The organism is Chryseobacterium sp. StRB126, assembly GCF_000829375.1.
Classification (GTDB): domain Bacteria; phylum Bacteroidota; class Bacteroidia; order Flavobacteriales; family Weeksellaceae; genus Chryseobacterium.
Genome location: NZ_AP014624.1, coordinates 1 through 19,691, shown reverse-complemented (window position 1 = coordinate 19,691; position 19,691 = coordinate 1). Strand labels below are relative to the sequence as shown.

Genomic DNA, 19,691 nt, shown 5'->3' with positions numbered 1-19,691 from the left:
CGGGCGATAATTCCTAATTCCTTCATTCCTAATCCCTATAACCTGCAACCTAAACAATGAAAAACCTATACATCAATACCCGTTTCTTCTTTACGCTCATTGGAGTGGGGATACTGTATGTTCTGGCATTTTTCTTTCCGGTGCTGATGTGGGCAGCCCACATTGTATTGCTGATATGTTTTCTTGCCGTTATGGTAGATTATTTGTTAATCTTTAATCAGAAAAATGCTGTACAGGCGCAAAGAATATTACCGGAAAAGCTTTCGAATGGGGATGAAAATTTTGTAAAGATTGATATTAAAAATAATTACAACTTTAAGATCTCCACTAAGATCATTGATGAAATACCGTTTCAGTTTCAGAAAAGAGATTTTTTAATTGAAAAGTCTATTAATGCAGGAACAAACACTTTCTTTCAATACAGTTTAGAGCCTAAAGAAAGAGGAGAATATCATTTCGGAAGTCTCAATGTTTATGTTTCATCACCTTTAGGGTTTGTTGCCAAAAGATTCAGTTTTCAGAAAGATGCCATGTTGCCATCTTATCCGTCTTTTATTCATCTCAGAAAATATGAGTTGATGGCGTTGCAGAGTGAGTTTCTGTTAGGCGGAATCAAAAAGGTCAGAAAGCTGGGGCATACCATGGAATTTGAACAAATTAAAGAGTATGTTCCGGGAGACGATATCAGAACCATCAACTGGAAAGCAACTTCGAAGGCCAACCGTTTAATGGTGAATCAATTTCAGGATGAGAAATCACAGCGTATTTTTATGCTGATTGATAAAGGACGAACCATGAAGATGCCTTTCAAAGGATTGAGCCTTTTAGATTATTCCATCAATGCAACCATGGCGTTGTCTCATATTATTCTAAGAAAAGGAGATAGGGCAGGGATGATGACTTTCTCCAAAAAAGCTGAAAACAAAATTGCTGCAGAGAATAAATCCGGGCAGCTTAAGAAAATATCAGAATCGCTTTATAATATTAAAACTGATTTCTTTGAAAGTGATTTCAACCGATTGTACCAGGATGTTAAATATTCAATCAATCAAAGAAGTTTGATTTTGCTGTTTACTAACTTTGAAACATTAGACGGATTAAACCGTCAGTTAAAATATCTTCGCGGAATTGCCAAGAACCATCTGTTGGTAGTTGTTTTCTTCAAAAACTCGGAACTCCAGACGCTCATTAACAAAAACCCTGAAAGTATGCAGGAAATCTATGATGAAATTGTTGCTGAAAAATTTGAATTTGAAAAGAAACTGATTATTCAGGAACTCCGCAAATACGGAATTTATACAGTATATACACTTCCCGAGAATTTGAATATCGACGTTATCAATAAATATTTGGAGATAAAAGCCAGAGGAATTTTATAATTTTGTAAGAACAATAAGCAACAATGAAAATAACACTTAATAGAATTAACGACGACTTTTTATTTGAATGTACAAACGGACAGGGAAATTCTATCCTTTTAGACAATACCTCACAGCCGGGAGCTAAAGGAGTTTCTCCAATGGAAAGTGTCCTGATGGCAGTGGCAGGATGCAGTGGAATAGACGTAGTTTCTATTTTAAAGAAGCAGCGCCAGGAAATTAAAAGCTTTCAGGCAGAAGTAGAAGGGGAGAGAGTTCAGGTAGATGATGCGAAACCTTTCAAATCCATTAAAGTGAAATTCATTTTGGAAGGAGAAATTGATCCTAAAAAAGCTTTAAAGGCAGCAGAATTATCATTCGAAAAATACTGTTCCGTATCAAAGACGTTGGAACCCAATGTAGAAATAGGATACGAAGTATTTGTGAACGGAGAGAAAATTTAAAACTATAGATGGGGCTTGAAAGCCTCATTTTTATTTAGCAACTAATGCACGAATAATTTTATAAAGCTTATGTAGTAAAGAGTTTAGATAAATAATTTTTAGGCATTTATTATTTTATTCTAACATTCGTGGCAAAAAAAACCGTTCCAAAAATGGAACGGTTTTCTATTTCATTACTGATTGCTCATTAAAAGGTAAGTCTTGGTTTTATCAATTTCGCCACAGTAGCCGTCCATCCTGTTTGATGAGAAGCCCCTACACCTCGTCCATTATCTCCATGGAAGTATTCAAAGAATGTGATATAATCTCTAAAATGCTCATCATAGTTAAACTTTGGATTTCCACCATTGAAGGCACGCTGTCCATGCTCATCCTTTAAAAAGATAGAACAAAGTCTTTTGCTGATATTCTGAGCTACTTCATCCAGGTTTTTCTTTTCACCACTTCCGGTAGGGAATTCTACCTTCAGGCTGTTTCCGTAATAATAATGAAAACGTTGTAAACTTTCTACAATCAGAAAATTAATAGGAAACCAGATAGGCCCGCGCCAGTTACTGTTTCCACCAAACATTCTGCTGTCACTTTCTGCAGGAGTATAATACACAACATTTTCATGACCATGAACAGAGAATACAAAAGGATTTTCTTCATATACCTTAGACATAGCCCGGATTCCATAAGAACTTAAAAATTCTTTCTCATCAAGCATTCTGGTTAATACCTTGGTCAATCGGTTTTTACGGAGAATGCTCATTAAGTGTTTTCTGCCTTGTCCTTCCTCATCCCAGTGAGAAACCAGTTTGGTGAGTTCCGGTTTATTCTTTAAGATCCATTCCATTCGGGTTTTGAAATTCGGCATTTTTTCCAGAAGTCTGTGATCTACGATTTCCACCGCAAACAAAGGAATTAATCCAACAATACTTCTCAATCGTAAAGAAACACTATTTCCGTTTCCGAGTTGGAGAACATCATAGAAAAATCCGTCTTCTTCATTCCATAAACCTTTTGTTCCTTCACCCAGATTCTCCATGGCTTCGGCGATATAAAGATAATGTTCAAAGAATTTGATGGCCATATCTTCATATACCTGGTAATACTGGGCAAGTTCCATGGCAATTCGCATCATGTTCAGCGCATACATGGCCATCCAGCTTGTTCCGTCTGCCTGTTCCAGATGCTGCCCATCCTCTAAAACCATATTTCGGTCAAAGGCTCCGATATTATCCAATCCAAGAAAACCGCCACCGAAAATATTTTTTCCGTTTTTATCCTTTCGGTTGACCCACCAGGTGAAATTCAAAAGAAGTTTTTGGAAGACTTTTTCAAGGAATAATAAATCAGGTTTTCCATTGTTTTTTTCGTCAATTTTAAAAACTCTGAAGCAAGACCAGGCATGTACAGGCGGATTCACATCACTCATATTCCACTCATAGGCTGGCAGCTGTCCGTTAGGATGCATATACCATTCCTTGGTGAGGAGTAAAAGTTGTCCTTTAGCAAACTCAGCATCAATGATGGATAAAGGAACACAATGAAAAGCAAGATCCCATGTTGCATACCACGGGTATTCCCATTTATCAGGCATGGAAATAATGTCTTTATTATGGAGGTGGTTCCATTCTGTATTTCTTACATAATTATGAAAGTTTCTTGGTGCTTCGAAGTTCGGATCTCCTTTCAGCCATTTTCCAATATTATAATGATAGAATTGTTTATTCCAAAGAAGTCCTGCAAAAGCCTGTCTTTGAACATTTCTTTCATCTTCATTGGAAGTGTCGTTTTGAACATCACTATAAAATTCCTCTGCTTCAGCCTGTCTGGTATCAAAAATCTCATCAAAATTGTCAAAAGGCTCATCACTTTCATGAGGACACAACCTGAATTCAAAAATCTGGGATTGCCCAGCTTCAATGAGTTCATCAATTAAGAAAGAAGCTTTAGTTCCTCTTTTCTCAGGATTTATGGTGTTATCGCGGTAAATGATATAGTTATTGATTCCATCTTTGAAATAAGTATTTTCTGCCTGAGGAGCCCCATACAACTTGGGGGTATTGGTTTCATTTTCACAGAATACACTCTTAGCATTTCTGTTTCTAGAGTAAAACTTTTTGATGGAAATACTGTCGTGCCCAATATTGATACTTCCGTCATGCGAAGCATTCATTTCTCCTTTATAGGTATTGTAACCCCATTTCCAGTTATTTCTGAACCATGTAGTAGGAGCCACAACAATAGGTGCATCAGACTGACTCCGGTTACAAACGGTTACTCTTACGAGAATATCATTGTGATCGGCTTTACAGTATTCAATAAAAATATCAAAATAGGCATCGTTATCAAAAATTCCCGTATCAAAGATCTCATACTCCGGTTCCTGTTTGCTGCGGCTTCCATTTACGGCAACAAGCTCATCATAAGGGAATTCATTGATTGGATATTTGTAAACCATTTTCATATAACTATGAGTAGGCGTATTATCCAGATAGTAGAAAATCTCCTTGATATCTTCACCATGGTTTCCCTGTGGATTACTCAACCCAAAGAAACGTTCCTTAACAATTTTATCTTTTTTATTCCAGAACGAAAGGGCAAAGCAGAACAGTTGCTTTACATCAGAAATTCCTGCAATACCTTCTTCACCCCAGCGATAAGTATAGCTTTCTGCATTATTATGATTGGTGTAGTTCCACGCATTTCCGTCCGGGCTATAATCTTCCCGTACATTTCCCCATTGCCGGTTGCTTACATAAGGTCCCCAGTTTTTCCATTTGGTATCTTGTAATCTTTCTTTTTCGGCGATCATATTTCATCATTTTTCAATACGAAGTTAGTTTTTTTGTAAAATAATTCCAATTCCTTTTATCTGAAGAATAATTAATATAGGCTTGTAATACTTGTGTTTAAGGGCTTTTTTTAATATTAAATTAATTTTTTTTTGATTTTAAAAGAAAAGAACTACCTTTGCACCATTCGTTCATTCAAATATTGAAAATGTTATCAAGAAAGGTTGAGGGATTAGACCCTATGAAACCTTAGCAACCCTTTGCGCAAGCAAAGAAGGTGCTACGTTCTACCAAAGTAATTTTGGACAGATAACTTACTGAAGTTCTTTTCAGCCATTTCCTGTGGCATTTTCAATTGTATTAAAATTTAATAGAATTGAAAACAGAACTAAACTATATTAATCTTTCGTATCAAACCAATTCCCAAAAGGAATACAGTATCTCGTTGAGCTATGAGCTTTTCGGGAAAGATCTGTTTACAGCCCCTATCATTTTAATCAATCATGCCCTTACTGGAAATTCAAACGTATCTGGTGAAAAAGGCTGGTGGAAACAATTAGTGGGAGAAGATCAGGTGGTTGATACCAATAAGTACACGGTTTTGTGTTTCAATATTCCCGGAAACGGATACGATCATTTTTTAATTGAAAACTATGAAGACTTCACCCCTTCAGAGATTGCGAGTATATTTCTGAAAGGATTAGAAGCTTTACATATTACAAACCTATACGCCATTATTGGAGGCTCCCTTGGAGGAGGAATTGCATGGGAAATGTTAGCAAAACAACCCAAGCTTGCAGAAATTTTCATTCCCATTGCCTGTGATTATAGAACTCACGATTGGCTTCATGCACAATGTCTGGTTCAGAAATTTTTATTGAATGATAAAGATGAGCCATTACAAAAAGCAAGAATTCATGCTATGTTATGCTATAGAACTCCGGAATCACTTAACAACAGATTTCAAAATAAATACAATCAGGAAAAACAACGCTTAGAATCGGAAGATTGGCTGGTTTATCACGGTAATGCATTAAACGAAAGGTTTAGTTTACAAGCCTACAAGCTGATGAATCATTTGCTGATGAATATAAATACTGAAGAAAAAGCTCTGGAGCGCATAGAAGCACGAATGCACATGATCTCCGTAGATACAGATTTATTCTTCCCGGCTTCTGAAATCCGAATGTGTTTTGAAAAGCTGAAAAAGAAAAAGGAGAATGTTTCTTATCACGAGATCCAATCTATACACGGGCATGATGCCTTCCTAATGGAATATCAACAATTAAATAATATCATAAAAAACATTTTATAGAGTCATGAAAAATGCTAACGAAATAAAATTTTTAAAGAACAGATCAATTGTCAAATTTGAAGGAGAAGATTTCTTAGGAGAAATCGGAATTGACGGACGAATTTTTAAAGCGCTTACTTTAGCGCGTATCAGTGTTGGAGTAATCTCTCAGCAAGCCATAGAAAACGGAATTTCTATTTTGGTTCACGAAAATGATGCTGAAAAAGCAGTAGCTTGCCTTATTGATGAATTTGAAGGAGAAAGAAAATCAGGAAAAGTATCCCAAATATATAGTATTAATAATGTTTCTGTTATTGGTTTTGTAGCAGAAGATTCCAATAAAGTTTTTGCAGAGTTGGCGAGAAACAATGTTTTTCCATTGCTTTTAAACAAAGTTGCCGGTGAGAACAGAGTAAACATCGTAGTTACTTCTTCACAGGACGAAAAAACAAAAAATATCATAGAATCTGAGATCTTCAAAAAGCCGAAGACTGTTCATCTGGCTATCATTGGTCATGGAAATGTGGGGAAAACATTAATCGAGCAGGTTTTAGAATCTTCGGAAGAAATTAAAAGACGTAAAAAAATAGATCTTAAAGTTGTTGCTGTAGCCAATTCAAAGAAAATAGCATTCAATAAAAAAGGTTTTGATACCAACTGGTCTGATGAGGTTCTAACAGCAGAGCAGCCATCCAATGTAGAGGAGCTAATTAACTTTTCCAATGAAAACCAATTGGAGAATCTGATTGTCGTAGATAACACAGCAAGCAAGGATTTTGTGAAAAACTACCATGCCTTAGCAGAAAATGGATTCGATCTGGTTTCTTCTAATAAAATTTTCAACACTCTTCCAATTGAAGAATACCGTAAACTAAGATATACGTTGAGTAAAAACAACAGACGTTATCTGTATGAAACCAATGTAGGAGCTGGTCTTCCGCTAATTGATACCATCAAACTATTACACCTTTCAGGAGAAAATATCACAAGAATTAAAGGAGTATTCTCAGGAACATTAAGCTATGTTTTCAACAATTTCTCTTTGAGAGATGATAAATTTTCAACAATTGTGAATGAAGCTTTGGAAAAAGGATACACAGAACCAGACCCAAGAGAAGATCTTTCAGGAAATGATGTAGCAAGAAAACTATTGATTTTAGCAAGAGAATTAGATCTAATCAATGAATTTGAAGATATCAACATTCAAAATCTGGTTCCGGAAAACTTATTATCAGTTTCAAAATCAGAATTCCTTTCAAGATTAGAAGAACTGGATGAAGAATATCAGAAGATTAAGGGGAATCAGGAGCCTGGTCATGTATTGCGTTATGTAGGAGATCTTCACGGAAACTTACAGGAAGAAAAAGGTCAGCTTGATGTAAAATTGGTTTCAGTGCCGGGAAGTTCTGCGCTAGGACAACTGAAAGGTTCAGATTCCATCTTTGAGATCTACACAGAAAGTTATGGTGAAAATCCAATCGTGATTATGGGAGCCGGAGCCGGAGCGCAGGTAACTGCAAGAGGAGTATTCGGTGATATTTTAAGACTAAGTGAAACAAAATAATCGTACAAAATAAATCAACAATGTATCAAATGATATCAATCCCGAAGGGATGATTTAGCCAAGGATAGAATAAAATTCTATCAAACATAATCACATCGCATTTATAAAAATGTACCCATTTTAAAACAAATACACCGTGATTAAACATTGGAACAAGCATCATAAAGATACATTGTACATCAATTAAAACTATATGGAAAATTTCGAAACATCAGCAATAAGAACCCAGACTGAAAGATCTCAGTTTGATGAGCATTCCACACCATTATATCTTACCTCCAGTTTTATTTTTCAGGATGCTGAAGATATGAGGGCAAGCTTTGCTGAAGAAAAACCTAAAAACCTGTACAGCCGTTTCTCCAACCCGAATGTAACTGAATTTACTGAAAAGATCGCTAAAATGGAAGGTGCAGAAGCAGGATATGCCTTTGCAACAGGAATGGCAGCCATCTACTCTACATTTGCTGCTTTATTAAGTGCAGGAGATCATATTGTAAGCTGTCAGTCGGTTTTCGGATCTACACACACTTTATTCACAAAATATTTCCCGAAATGGAATATTGAAACGACTTACTTCAAGGCAGAAGATGCAGAGAATGTTGAAAAGTATATTCAACCCAATACAAAGATCTTATACCTGGAAACGCCTACCAATCCGGCAATTGAAATTCTGGATCTTGAGTTTTTCGGTCAGATTGCAAAGAAACATAACTTAATATTTATTGTAGATAACTGTTTTGCAACACCTTATCTTCAACAGCCAATTAAATATGGTGCAGATGTTGTTGTACATTCAGCAACGAAATTGATTGACGGACAGGGAAGAGTATTAGGCGGAATCGCAGTAGGAAAAGCAGACCTAATCAGAGAAATCTATCTTTTTGCAAGAAATACAGGACCTGCTTTGTCTCCATTTAATGCATGGGTATTGTCAAAAAGCCTTGAAACATTGGCAATCCGTGTTGAAAAGCACTGTGAAAATGCATTGAAGGTAGCAGAGTTTTTAGAAAGTCATCCTAATGTAGAACTGGTAAAATATCCATTCCTGAAATCCCATCCAAGCTATGAAGTGGCCAAAAAACAGATGAAACTTGGTGGAAACATTGTTGCTTTTGAAATAAAAGGTGGAATAGAAGGCGGAAGAAGCTTCTTAGATAAGATCCAAATGTGTTCACTTTCTGCAAACTTAGGTGATACAAGAACGATTGTTACCCATCCGGCATCTACCACCCATTCTAAACTGTCAGACGAAGAAAGAAACGAAGTAGGAATTACGGCAGGATTAGTTCGCTGTTCAGTAGGTTTAGAAAACGTAGACGACATCATCGCAGATTTAAAACAAGCCTTAGATTAATCACAAAGTGAGCCCCAACGGGGCGATTTAACCCAAGATAGAACGAAGTCCTATCAACTCCTATCAGTCTCACTCAACAACTATAAAAAGAGATGACAAATATAGAATTACTAAACAAAGCCCTCAAAGAACGTATCCTAGTGCTGGACGGTGCTATGGGAACCATGCTTCAACGCTACAAGTTCGAAGAAGAAGACTACCGTGGCGAGCGTTTCAAAGACTGGGAACATCCGGTAAAAGGGAATAATGACCTGCTTTCCCTTACGCAGCCTCAGGCTATTGAAGAAGTACATAAGAAATATCTGGAAGCAGGTGCTGATATTATTGAAACCAATACATTCTCCGGAACTACCATTGCAATGGCAGATTACCATATGGAAGAATTGGTGTATGAGTTGAACTATGAGTCTGCAAAAATTGCCAGAAAAGCCTGTGATGAATACACTGCAAAAAATCCGGATAAACCGAGATTCGTAGCCGGATCTATTGGACCAACCAACAGAACAGCAAGTTTAAGCCCTGATGTGAATGATCCTGGGTACAGGGCCATTACTTTTGAAGAACTGAGAGTCGCTTACAAACAGCAATGTGAAGCTTTATTAGACGGAGGTTCAGATATTCTACTGGTAGAAACCATCTTTGATACCCTGAATGCTAAAGCAGCTCTTTTTGCTATTGATGAGCTTCAGGATGAAAGAGGAATAAAAATTCCGATCATGGTTTCAGGAACCATTACCGATGCATCAGGAAGAACATTGAGTGGACAGACAGCAGAAGCCTTTTTGATCTCTGTTTCTCATCTGAATTTATTAAGCGTTGGTTTTAACTGCGCATTAGGAGCTGATCAGTTGACACCCTATCTGGAAACACTGGCCCATAATTCAGAATTTTATATTTCAGCATATCCGAATGCAGGGTTACCAAATGCCTTTGGAAAATACGATGAGACACCGGAAGATATGGCCAGACAGATCAAAGAATATGTGGAAAAAGGATTGATTAATATTATCGGAGGATGTTGCGGTACTACTCCGGAACATATCAAGGCCATTGCTGAGCTGGTAGAAAAATATCAGCCAAGAAAATTGAGAGAATTTGTGTGATTTGATAGATTTTTTTAATTAAAATCAAGAATAAAGACTCGGTTATAAACATTATCTTTAAGTAGGTTTCAAAATTTAATTATGATGGAAAAGCCGATTTACTTAAAAGATTCAGATGATGTCAAGCTGTTTAATGAGCTGAGAAAGAAAGTAAACCAACGGGTAGAAGCTATTTCTGAAAACAGGGATGTTTATATTAAGATTAAAGCGGTAATTCTCCCCTTGATCTATGTAGGTTTATATTTTTTCGCGGTCTTTAATGCTGAAAAACATTGGGTTTATATTCTGAGTTTTGTTTTGATGGGAATTTCTTTGGTTTTAATTTATTTAAACCTGATCCATGAAGCAGCCCATAACAACATCTTTAAAAGTAAAAAACTTAATGGAGTGGTGTTGCACATTTTTGATTTCATAGGAGCCAATTCCTATATCTGGAAGAAAAGACATATCGCAAGTCATCATGCTTATCCAAATGTGGATGGTTGGGATACCGATATTGAACAGAGTGGTTTGCTGTTAATAGTGCCTTGGATTAAGGCAAAAGGAGTACAGAAGTATCAGCATAGGTTTTTCTTTTTAGTATATCCGTTGTATTTGTTCAACTGGATGTTCATAAGAGATTTCAGAGACTTCTTTGATAAGGAAAGAGTGATTTTGAAAACTCAGGGAAGAATACCTGTTGTGGAGAAAGTAAAAATGGTGAGTTATAAACTGTTTTACTTTTTTTATCAGATTGTGATTCCTATGTTGTTCTTTAAAGTATCAATCGGTTTAGCTTTAGGAGCTTGGTTCTTACAGATGATCGCAGCAAGCATTTTCGCACTGTTTGTTTTATTGCCTCTGCATCCGCTTCCTGATAATGCTTTTCCAAGATTGAATAAAGATAACGGGCTTCCGTTCAGCTGGCTTCGTCATCAATTGGAAGTGACCAATGATTTAGAAGAAAATAACTGGTTGGTAAGAAATGTACTAGGGAATTTTAATTTCCATGTGGCTCATCACCTTTTTCCCAATTACAGTTATATGTATTACAATGAGATCACGGAAGAGATAGAAGAATTTGCTAAAGAACATGGTTTGGCCTACAAAAGATTTCCATTGTTCACTGCTTTAGGCAAGCATAGGGATTTATTAAGGCAGAATGCAAATAATGCCTACTATATTTTAGAAGAATAAAATGAAATATTTAAGATTATCAGGCCTTGAGCCTCTTATCATAACACCGGAAAGTAATTTCATCAACGTTGGTGAAAGGACGAATGTTGCCGGTTCCAAAAAGTTTTTAAGACTCATCAAAGAAGAGAAATTTTCTGAAGCGTTAGATATTGCCCGCCATCAGGTAGAAGGAGGTGCCCAGATTCTGGATGTAAACTTTGATGATGGTTTGATTGATGGAAAAGCATCAATGATTAAATTTCTGAACCTTATTGCATCAGAACCGGATATTGCAAGAATTCCGATCATGGTAGACTCTTCCAAATGGGAAATTCTGGAAGCAGGTCTTCAGGTAGCACAAGGAAAATGTGTAGTAAATTCCATCAGTTTAAAAGAAGGCGAAGAAGAATTTATCAAACACGCCAAAGCCATCAAAAGGTATGGAGCTGCAGTTATTGTAATGGCTTTTGATGAGGTAGGGCAGGCAGACAATCTTGAACGAAGAATTGAAATTTCAAAACGATCTTACGACATTCTGGTAAACCAAATTGGATTTCCGGCAGAAGACATCATTTTCGACTTAAATATCTTCCCCGTAGCTACAGGAATGGATGAACACAGAAAAAATGCCATCGATTTTATTGAAGCTACACGCTGGGTAAGACAGAATCTGCCTTATGCATCCGTAAGTGGAGGAGTAAGTAACGTCTCCTTCTCGTTCCGTGGAAATGACACGGTAAGAGAAGCTATGCACTCTGTATTCCTCTATCATGCCATTCAGGCGGGAATGAACATCGGTATTGTAAACCCTGCCATGCTGGAAGTTTATGATGAGATCAATAAAGAATTGCTGGAGCTTGTAGAAGACGTGATCCTTGATAAGAGAGAAGATGCTACAGAAAGACTTCTTGATTATTCCGAAAAACATAAATCAGTCAAAAAAGAAAAGACTGAAGATCTGGAATGGAGAAACAATCCATTACAGGAAAGAATTACCTATGCTCTGGTAAAAGGAATTGACCGTTTTATTGAAGAAGATGTAGAAGAAGCAAGACTATTGGCAGAAAGACCACTTCATGTCATAGAAATTAATCTCATGACGGGAATGGGAGTAGTAGGAGATTTATTCGGAAGCGGAAAAATGTTCCTGCCACAGGTGGTAAAATCAGCAAGGGTAATGAAAAAAGCTGTTGCTTACTTACAACCATATATTGAAGCTGAAAAAGACGGATCAAGGCCAGCTAATGGAAAAATCCTTATGGCAACCGTAAAAGGAGATGTTCACGATATTGGAAAGAACATTGTAAGTGTAGTGTTGGGTTGTAATAACTATGAGATTGTAGATCTTGGAGTAATGGTTCCGGCTGAAAAGATCATTCAGACTGCCATCGCAGAAAAAGTAGATGTGATCGGATTAAGCGGATTGATTACACCAAGTCTGGACGAGATGGTGTATATCGCTTCAGAATTAGAAAGACAAAATCTTGATTTTCCTTTATTAATTGGTGGTGCAACCACTTCGAAAGCACATACCGCAGTAAAAATCGATTTAAAATATAAAAATGCAGTGGTTCACGTTAATGATGCTTCAAGAGCCGTAAACGTGGTGAGCTCATTATTAGGAGACAGAAATAAAGAATATGTTTCCGATTTGAAAAACGACTACTCAGATTTTAGAGAAAAGTTTCTGAACAGACAGGTGGATAAAGATTATGTTTCCATTGAAGAAGCAAGAGAAAATAAGTTCAAAATAGATTGGGAAAACGAAGATATTTTCTCACCGAACAATTTAGGGATAACCGTAGTTGAAAATCAGGATTTGAGAGAATTATTACCTTTCATCGACTGGTCTCCATTCTTCAGAAGCTGGGATCTTCACGGGAAATACCCAAATATCTTAGAAGATGAGGTGGTGGGAGTACAGGCGAAGGAATTGTTCAAAGATGCTCAGGTTATTTTAAATAGAATTCTGGATGAAAAGCTGTTAACAGCAAAAGCCATCTTCGGAATCTTCAAAGCTAACTCCAATGAAACTGATGATATTCTGATTTTTGATGAAAACAATAACGAACAGGCTAAGTTTTTAACCCTTAGACAGCAGGCTCAAAGATCAAAAGGAAAAGATTATCTGGCATTAAGTGATTTTATCGCTCCACAAAGTACAGGGAAAACTGATTATATGGGCGTTTTCTGTGTGACTACAGGTTTCGGAACTGATGAATTGGCAGAAGAATATGAAAAAGCCAATGATGATTACAATGCCATCATGGTAAAAGCCCTGGCAGATCGTTTTGCAGAAGCTTATGCCGAATTTTTACATAAAAAAGTAAGAACAGAATATTGGGGCTATGCCGTTCAGGAAGAATTAAGCAATGAAGAATTAATTGCAGAAAAATATAAAGGAATCCGTCCTGCACCAGGATATCCGGCTTGCCCGGACCATTTGGAGAAGAGTACCATTTGGGATCTTTTAAAAGTAAAAGAAAATATAGGAGTATACCTTACAGAAAGCTTAGCCATGTTCCCGACTGCAGCCGTTTCAGGATATTATTTCGGAAGCCCGCATGCCAAGTATTTCGGATTAGGAAAAATTACAGAAGACCAGCTTAAGGATTATGCAGACAGAAGAAGTTGTAGCATCCAGGAAGCTAGAAAATGGTTGTCACCGAATTTAGCAGATTAAAATTGATATGAAGATAACAGAACACATTAAAAACGCAAATGGAAAAACTTTATTCTCCTTAGAAGTGGTTCCGCCACAAAAGGGGATTGGTATTGAAGATCTGTACACGAACATAGATCCGTTAATGGAATTCAAGCCACCATTCATTGATGTTACCACGTCAAGAGAAGAATATATCTATCTGGATAAAGGAAATGGATTGATGGAGCGTCGTATCACAAGAATGCGTCCCGGAACATTGGGAATTTGTGCAGCCATTCAGCATAAATATAATGTGGATACCGTTCCACACCTATTATGTGGAGGTTTTACCAAAGAAGAAACAGAATATCTTTTGGTAGACTGTATGTACCTAGGTATTGATAATGTGATGGCATTAAGAGGAGATGCAATGAAAGGGCATCAATATTTTGAACCCACTCAGGGTGGCCATGCGAGTGCTATGGATCTTGTGAACCAGATTAACAACCTGGGAAGAGGGAAATACCTTCACAATGAAGAACAGATTTGTGATGAACTCAATAAATTCTGCATCGGAGTAGCTGGATATCCTGAAAAGCATATGGAGGCCCCTTCGATGAATTATGACTTGAAATGGCTGAAGCAAAAAGTAGATGCCGGAGCAGATTATATCGTAACCCAAATGTTTTTTGACAATAAAAAGTATATTGAATTCGTTCAGAAAGCAAGAGAGATGGGAATTACCGTTCCAATCATTCCGGGAATTAAGCCAATCGCCACCAAAAAGCATTTGAAAATTCTGCCGCAGGTATTTAAAATAGACCTTCCGGAAGAGTTGATCAATGAAGTAGAGAATGCAAAAAATAATGAAGCTGTTAAGCAGATCGGAATAGAGTGGGCCATTGCCCAATGCAAAGAATTGCTGGATTTCGGAGTTCCTGTTCTACACTTTTACTCAATGGGAAAAAGTGATAATATCAAAAAAGTAGCCGGTGAGCTATTCTAATAAAAGTACCAAAAATGAAGGAACCCTGTCTTAATCGGCAGGGTTTTTATTTTAATAATCTGTACAGAATTTTTTATTAAAGATAAAACTAGGATAAAAAAGCCGTAGGCTACCCACCCGCTTAGAAAGAATCAATGCCATTGATTCCATCTTTGCCCCCTCAAAACTACAACAGCAAGCTAATAAAAACTTTGCGTCAAATAATACACAGCTTCCAGAAAAAAGCAAACTGAATCTTTAGGTAATCAAAAATATCAACACCTTTCATCTTCCTAACTAAAGAATTGGATGTCTCTCAAACTCCTTATTCTGATCAAACAGATATCGGTAAGTTGCAAGTTTCCTGGTTACAGTAGTATCAAGAGTTTCCGCAATCTTAATCATCTTTGGATTAAAATCACCAATCCACTGAAGTTCCGTAATCGTAAAATCTGTATGTTTTCTCAAATGTTGAGTACCTTCCCAGATCATATAGCCGTCAATCCCTTTCCTCTGCCATTCCGGAACAACACCGAAAACAAGACCAACCATTTTTTCATTTTTCTTAAATCGTTTTAAAAACAAGAACTTAAGCTTTTCAAAAACCCCAAATTTTCCGTTGAGGTATTTAAACCACTGGTTGAGGTCCGGAAGATTGATCCACATGGCAATAGGTTGATCATTCTCATATACAAACCATGAGATATGTTCATTCATAATAGGTTTCATGGTATTGAACATTTTCAGTACCTTGGCTTCTTCCAGTTGCTTTCCCTCTCCATGACCAGCCCATGCCTTATTATAAACCTCTGTAAAGTCTTTAGCAAACTTAGGAAGGTTATTCTTTTTCATAGGTTGAGCAGAAATTGCCGGATTCCTTCTGTTTTTCTCGTGAGCAATGGTGAAAATACGCGAAACTTCAGCAAATACCGGTCTGGTAAAACAAAGCTGTTCAAAATAGACCTTCAGCCCATAATTTTCAAAAAGATCTTTATAGTAAGGGAAATTATAGTTCATTCCATACAGTGGTTCAATGAAACCCTCAATCAAAAGTCCCCAGAACTTATCCCGTTCTCCGAAATTGATAGGCCCATCCATGGCTTCCATCCCTCTTTCCTGAAGCCAATTTTTACAATGGTCAAAAATGAAATTAGCCGTTTCCTGATGATTGATACAGTCGAAAAATCCAAAACCACCGGTAGGCTGCTTCTGTTCATAACAATTGTTGATAAAAACAGCTACTTTTCCAACCGTCTTATCCTCTTTTTTAAATAGAAACCTTTTACATTCTCCACTCTTGAAGAACTTATTTTTTTCAGGATCAAAAATCTCCTCAATATGCTTATCTAAAGGGCGAATATAATTTTTGTCGTGTTGATAAAGTTGTGCCGGAAATTCCAGAAATTCCCTTTTGTGATCTTTGTTTTGTATTTCTTCGACAATAATCATATAGTTTTTAATCAGAGTAGGTTATAAAAGATAATGATTTCACCAAGATGAAATCTCCATGATTTAAAAGTATTCAATGACCATAGAAATCATAGAGGTTCCCGTCAATCCAAAAAATAAATAAAAACTTTTCGGAAAAAATAGAGGAAACAATATTATCCGTATTTTTGCTGCAAATTAAATAAAAATGGTTGATTTTACTGATAACGACGATGATATTTTCACTGGAAAAGAACATACGCCTATAAGGGAAGATGCTTTTGATAAATCGCCACAGGAAAAAATTGAAAAAATTACTGAGCTTTTTGGAGAGATTATGGAAACATTAGGACTGGATATGACTGATGATTCCCTGAAAGACTCACCAAAGCGTGTTGCCAAAATGTATGTGAATGAGATTTTCGGGGGACTTCTTCCGGAAAATAAACCGGGTATCTCTACATTTTCCAATAAATATAAATACCGTCAGATGTTGGTGGAAAAAGATATCACTGTATACTCTTTTTGTGAACACCACTTTTTACCGATTATAGGAAGAGCACACGTTGCTTATATCTCAAACGGAGAAGTAATTGGTCTTTCAAAAATTAACAGAATTGTGGATTACTATGCAAAAAGACCACAGGTTCAGGAAAGACTGACAATGCAGATTGTAGAAGCTCTGAAGGAAGCTTTAGGAACAAAAAATGTAGCATGTATCATTGATGCAAAACACCTTTGTGTAAACTGTAGAGGAATTAAAGATACAGCAAGTTCTACCATTACGGCAGAATTAAGCGGAATCTTCAGAACAAACCCTATTACAAGACAGGAATTCTTACATTATGTGGGAAGCCATGCAAAACTAGATTAATCAATGAACTATCAGATCCTTAAAAATATTGTAGATGCCGAAGTTCAGAGGTTTCAGACATTCTCTGCGGAAGACTGGGAATATAAAGCCAGTCCGGAAAAATGGTCCAAAAAAGAAATTATTGGCCACCTTTGTGACAGTGCTTTTACAAATATCCGTAGATTTGTAGTCACTCAATATAAAGAGAACGAGAATATCGTATACGATCAGAACATTTGGGTGAAAGCCCAGAACTATCAGAATGTTCCAACTTCCGAATTAATTAATCTTTGGAAAGCATTGAATGAGCAGATTGTTCATGTGGTAGAAAATATTCCCGATGAAGCACTGCAAAGAACTTGTGATACTACTAAAACAGAACCTCAGAGGTTTACTTTAGAGTTTATCATTAAGGATTATGTAGATCATTTGCAGCATCATTTAAAAGCGATTTAATAATGATAAAGTTTAAAAAAGTTTCCCATAAAATCTTTATCACAACAATTATTTGTTGTGACAGATTTTTATTTTAACTAATTTTTGAATCTTAAAACTATTGAATCTTTTAATAAAAAATAAATGCAACTAAAAATATACAACTCGCTTACAGCGGAAAAAGAAATATTCAAACCCATCTTAGAAGGAAATGTAGGAATGTATGTCTGCGGACCTACAGTGTACAGCAATGTGCACTTGGGAAATGTAAGAACTTTCCTTTCTTTCGATTTTATCTACCGTACCCTAATGCATTTAGGTTATAAAGTAAGATATGTAAGAAACATTACGGATGCCGGTCACCTTACTGATGATGGTGATGTAAATAACGACAGGTTCGTTAAACAAACCAGATTAGAAAAGCTGGAACCTATGGAAATTGTACAAAAGTACACCGTTGATTTCCATAAAGTTCTTGAGATGTTTAATCTGCTTCCACCAAATATCGAACCCACAGCTACAGGACATATTGTAGAACAGATTGAGCTTACTCAAAAACTAATAGATACAGGTTTTGCGTACGAAAGTAATGGTTCCGTATACTTTGATGTATTGGAATACAATAAAAGAGGGCTGAACTACGGTGAACTTTCAAAACGTAATATAGAAGAGCTTTTTGCAAATACCCGTGATCTTGATGGGCAAGGCGAGAAGAAGAATCCACAGGATTTTGCCCTTTGGAAAAAAGCATCTCCCGCTCACATCATGAGATGGAACTCTCCTTGGGGAGAAGGTTTTCCGGGATGGCACCTTGAATGTACTGCAATGAGTACTAAATATTTAGGTGAAACTTTCGATATTCACGGAGGAGGAATGGACTTGAAATTCCCTCACCACGAATGCGAAATTGCTCAAGGAAAAGCTTGCAATGGAGCCGCACCGGTAAATTACTGGATGCATGCCAATATGTTGACGATGAATTCCCAGCGTATGAGTAAGTCTACAGGGAACTATATCCTTCCAATGCAGTTGGTAACAGGAGATAATGACTTCTTTGAAAAATCTTTCCACCCGTCAATTGTACGTTTCTGCTTCCTGCAGGCACATTACAGAAGTGTTTTAGACATTTCTAATGATGCTATGATTGCTAGTGAAAAAGGATTTATCAGATTGATGGAAGCTGTGAAAGTATTGAATTCCATTACTCCTGATGACAGCAAACAGTCAGAATTCAGCCTTACAGAATGGAAGAACAAATGTTATGATGCATTAACAGATGATTTCAACTCTCCGATTCTGATCGCTCATTTATTTGAAGCCGTAAAATATATTTTCGCTTTAAATGACGGCAAAGAAACGATTTCAACAGCAGATCTTGAAGATTTAAAGTCAACATTGAATGCTTTTATCTTTGATGTTCTTGGATTGCAGACTGTAGAGGAGAACAATAACGAGAAACTCGATCAGACCCTAAAAGTTTTAATCGAACTTAGAAATCAGGCCAGAAAATCCAAAAACTTTGAACTTTCAGATCAAATCAGAGACAAACTGCTTGCTGAAGGCATCGAATTAAAAGACGGAAGAGACGGAACATCCTACGTTCTGAACTAAAAATATAAACTTCGGTTTTACAATCATTCCGTAAGAGTCCTATCACTTAGGATTTCTTACGGAATTTTTTTATCCGCTTTCGAGGAACCTTATTCAAATAGGTATTCTTTAGTTTCCTCTATATATTCTTTATTCTTCATCTTTTCTCTTTTATATGTCTCCTTGCCGTTTCTTTACCTTCTTTCAATCTTTTTTAGCCCCAAACTCTCAAACTCTCAAACTCTCAAACTCTCAAACCCTCAAACCCTCGAACTCTCAAACTTCATCAGGAGCTTTATCCCGCTATCTACTCATACTCCTCGCTCCAAAGCATCCCAATGCTCACCCCTTCAACTTTCCAACTCTTGCTGCGGGGTAACCGTTTCTATCGGGGCTAGGGTAGGGGACATATATTATAAATGATGAGTAATAGGTAATAGGTAATAGGTAATAGGTAATAGGTAATAGGTAATAGGTAATAGGTAATAGGTAATAGGTAATAGGGTGGCATTAATTAATACTTTAACCTATTATCTATAAGGAAAGGCATCCATCATTCCCATCCTTTGGAGGGGTGTCAAAAATTCAAAGAATTTTTGACGGGGTGGTTATCCAATTATTTCCAGTCCTCTGTGCCAATCTGTGCCATCTGTGGGAAAATTAAAAAACACTTACCTATAA

The 19,691-nt window shown here is 36.7% G+C and carries 14 protein-coding genes and 1 riboswitch; of the genes, 12 read left to right on the top strand and 2 right to left on the bottom strand.

What is annotated here, in order from left to right; all coding sequences use genetic code 11:
- The first annotated feature begins 56 nt into the window (after positions 1-56).
- Positions 57-1,379 carry a DUF58 domain-containing protein gene (locus CHSO_RS00070; RefSeq protein WP_045490995.1) on the top strand — a complete coding sequence of 441 codons (1,323 nt, stop codon included), beginning with the start codon at positions 57-59 and terminating at the stop codon, positions 1,377-1,379.
- A 23-nt stretch (positions 1,380-1,402) separates the two neighbouring features.
- Positions 1,403-1,822 carry an OsmC family protein gene (locus tag CHSO_RS00065; RefSeq protein WP_045490992.1) on the top strand — a complete coding sequence of 140 codons (420 nt, stop codon included), beginning with the start codon at positions 1,403-1,405 and terminating at the stop codon, positions 1,820-1,822.
- A gap of 187 nt (positions 1,823-2,009) precedes the next feature.
- On the opposite strand, the gene CHSO_RS00060 is transcribed toward CHSO_RS00065, so the two are convergent.
- Positions 2,010-4,625: an MGH1-like glycoside hydrolase domain-containing protein gene (locus CHSO_RS00060; RefSeq protein WP_045490989.1), complete on the bottom strand. Its 2,616-nt coding sequence runs from the start codon at positions 4,623-4,625 to the stop codon at positions 2,010-2,012.
- A 188-nt stretch (positions 4,626-4,813) separates the two neighbouring features.
- Positions 4,814-4,921, top strand: a riboswitch (SAM riboswitch).
- A gap of 60 nt (positions 4,922-4,981) precedes the next feature.
- Between CHSO_RS00060 and CHSO_RS00055 the strand changes: the two genes are divergently transcribed.
- The 7 genes from CHSO_RS00055 to metF all read left to right on the top strand — a co-directional run bounded on the left by CHSO_RS00055 (position 4,982) and on the right by metF (position 14,725).
- A complete protein-coding gene (locus tag CHSO_RS00055; protein WP_045490986.1) occupies positions 4,982-5,920 on the top strand; it encodes an alpha/beta fold hydrolase in 939 nt (312 codons plus the stop codon).
- Positions 5,921-5,924: 4 nt separating this feature from the next.
- Positions 5,925-7,463 (top strand): ACT domain-containing protein, encoded by a 1,539-nt coding sequence (locus tag CHSO_RS00050; RefSeq protein ID WP_045490983.1) that lies wholly within the window; start codon positions 5,925-5,927, stop codon positions 7,461-7,463.
- 193 nt (positions 7,464-7,656) lie between these two features.
- Positions 7,657-8,817, top strand: coding sequence for an O-succinylhomoserine sulfhydrylase (locus tag CHSO_RS00045; protein ID WP_045490980.1), 1,161 nt, complete (start codon positions 7,657-7,659; stop codon positions 8,815-8,817).
- Positions 8,818-8,909: 92 nt separating this feature from the next.
- Positions 8,910-9,920 carry a homocysteine S-methyltransferase family protein gene (locus tag CHSO_RS00040; protein WP_045490977.1) on the top strand — a complete coding sequence of 337 codons (1,011 nt, stop codon included), beginning with the start codon at positions 8,910-8,912 and terminating at the stop codon, positions 9,918-9,920.
- Between the two features lie 81 nt (positions 9,921-10,001).
- Positions 10,002-11,096, top strand: coding sequence for a fatty acid desaturase family protein (locus CHSO_RS00035; RefSeq protein WP_232509128.1), 1,095 nt, complete (start codon positions 10,002-10,004; stop codon positions 11,094-11,096).
- A gap of 1 nt (position 11,097) precedes the next feature.
- A complete protein-coding gene (metH, locus tag CHSO_RS00030; protein WP_052480446.1) occupies positions 11,098-13,758 on the top strand; it encodes a methionine synthase in 2,661 nt (886 codons plus the stop codon).
- A 7-nt stretch (positions 13,759-13,765) separates the two neighbouring features.
- Positions 13,766-14,725: a methylenetetrahydrofolate reductase [NAD(P)H] gene (gene metF / locus CHSO_RS00025; protein WP_045490974.1), complete on the top strand. Its 960-nt coding sequence runs from the start codon at positions 13,766-13,768 to the stop codon at positions 14,723-14,725.
- A 276-nt stretch (positions 14,726-15,001) separates the two neighbouring features.
- Here the strand turns inward: metF and CHSO_RS00020 are convergent, their stop codons facing one another.
- Entirely contained in the window at positions 15,002-16,153 is a 1,152-nt protein-coding gene (locus CHSO_RS00020) for a hypothetical protein (RefSeq protein ID WP_045490965.1), read from the bottom strand.
- 187 nt (positions 16,154-16,340) lie between these two features.
- Here CHSO_RS00020 and folE point away from each other — a divergent pair, with 187 nt between their 5' ends.
- The 3 genes from folE (at position 16,341) to cysS (ending at position 19,031) form a co-directional block, all read left to right on the top strand.
- On the top strand, positions 16,341-17,006 hold the full coding sequence (gene folE, locus CHSO_RS00015; protein WP_045490962.1) for a GTP cyclohydrolase I FolE: 666 nt from the start codon (positions 16,341-16,343) through the stop codon (positions 17,004-17,006).
- 3 nt (positions 17,007-17,009) lie between these two features.
- Complete coding sequence (locus tag CHSO_RS00010) at positions 17,010-17,441, top strand: DinB family protein (protein WP_045490959.1); 432 nt, start codon at positions 17,010-17,012, stop codon at positions 17,439-17,441.
- Between the two features lie 123 nt (positions 17,442-17,564).
- On the top strand, positions 17,565-19,031 hold the full coding sequence (gene cysS / locus CHSO_RS00005) for a cysteine--tRNA ligase (protein ID WP_045490955.1): 1,467 nt from the start codon (positions 17,565-17,567) through the stop codon (positions 19,029-19,031).
- Positions 19,032-19,691: the final 660 nt, after the last annotated feature.

What these genes read in the sequence shown, in the direction of transcription:
- CHSO_RS00070 (WP_045490995.1), top strand. Translation starts at nt 57, where the DNA reads ATGAAAAACCTATACATCAATACCCGTTTCTTCTTTACGCTCATTGGA.
- CHSO_RS00065 (WP_045490992.1), top strand. Translation starts at nt 1,403, where the DNA reads ATGAAAATAACACTTAATAGAATTAACGACGACTTTTTATTTGAATGT.
- CHSO_RS00060 (WP_045490989.1), bottom strand. Translation starts at nt 4,625, where the DNA reads ATGATCGCCGAAAAAGAAAGATTACAAGATACCAAATGGAAAAACTGG.
- CHSO_RS00050 (WP_045490983.1), top strand. Translation starts at nt 5,925, where the DNA reads ATGAAAAATGCTAACGAAATAAAATTTTTAAAGAACAGATCAATTGTC.
- CHSO_RS00045 (WP_045490980.1), top strand. Translation starts at nt 7,657, where the DNA reads ATGGAAAATTTCGAAACATCAGCAATAAGAACCCAGACTGAAAGATCT.
- CHSO_RS00040 (WP_045490977.1), top strand. Translation starts at nt 8,910, where the DNA reads ATGACAAATATAGAATTACTAAACAAAGCCCTCAAAGAACGTATCCTA.
- CHSO_RS00035 (WP_232509128.1), top strand. Translation starts at nt 10,002, where the DNA reads ATGATGGAAAAGCCGATTTACTTAAAAGATTCAGATGATGTCAAGCTG.
- metH (WP_052480446.1), top strand. Translation starts at nt 11,098, where the DNA reads ATGAAATATTTAAGATTATCAGGCCTTGAGCCTCTTATCATAACACCG.
- metF (WP_045490974.1), top strand. Translation starts at nt 13,766, where the DNA reads ATGAAGATAACAGAACACATTAAAAACGCAAATGGAAAAACTTTATTC.
- CHSO_RS00020 (WP_045490965.1), bottom strand. Translation starts at nt 16,153, where the DNA reads ATGATTATTGTCGAAGAAATACAAAACAAAGATCACAAAAGGGAATTT.
- folE (WP_045490962.1), top strand. Translation starts at nt 16,341, where the DNA reads ATGGTTGATTTTACTGATAACGACGATGATATTTTCACTGGAAAAGAA.
- CHSO_RS00010 (WP_045490959.1), top strand. Translation starts at nt 17,010, where the DNA reads ATGAACTATCAGATCCTTAAAAATATTGTAGATGCCGAAGTTCAGAGG.
- cysS (WP_045490955.1), top strand. Translation starts at nt 17,565, where the DNA reads ATGCAACTAAAAATATACAACTCGCTTACAGCGGAAAAAGAAATATTC.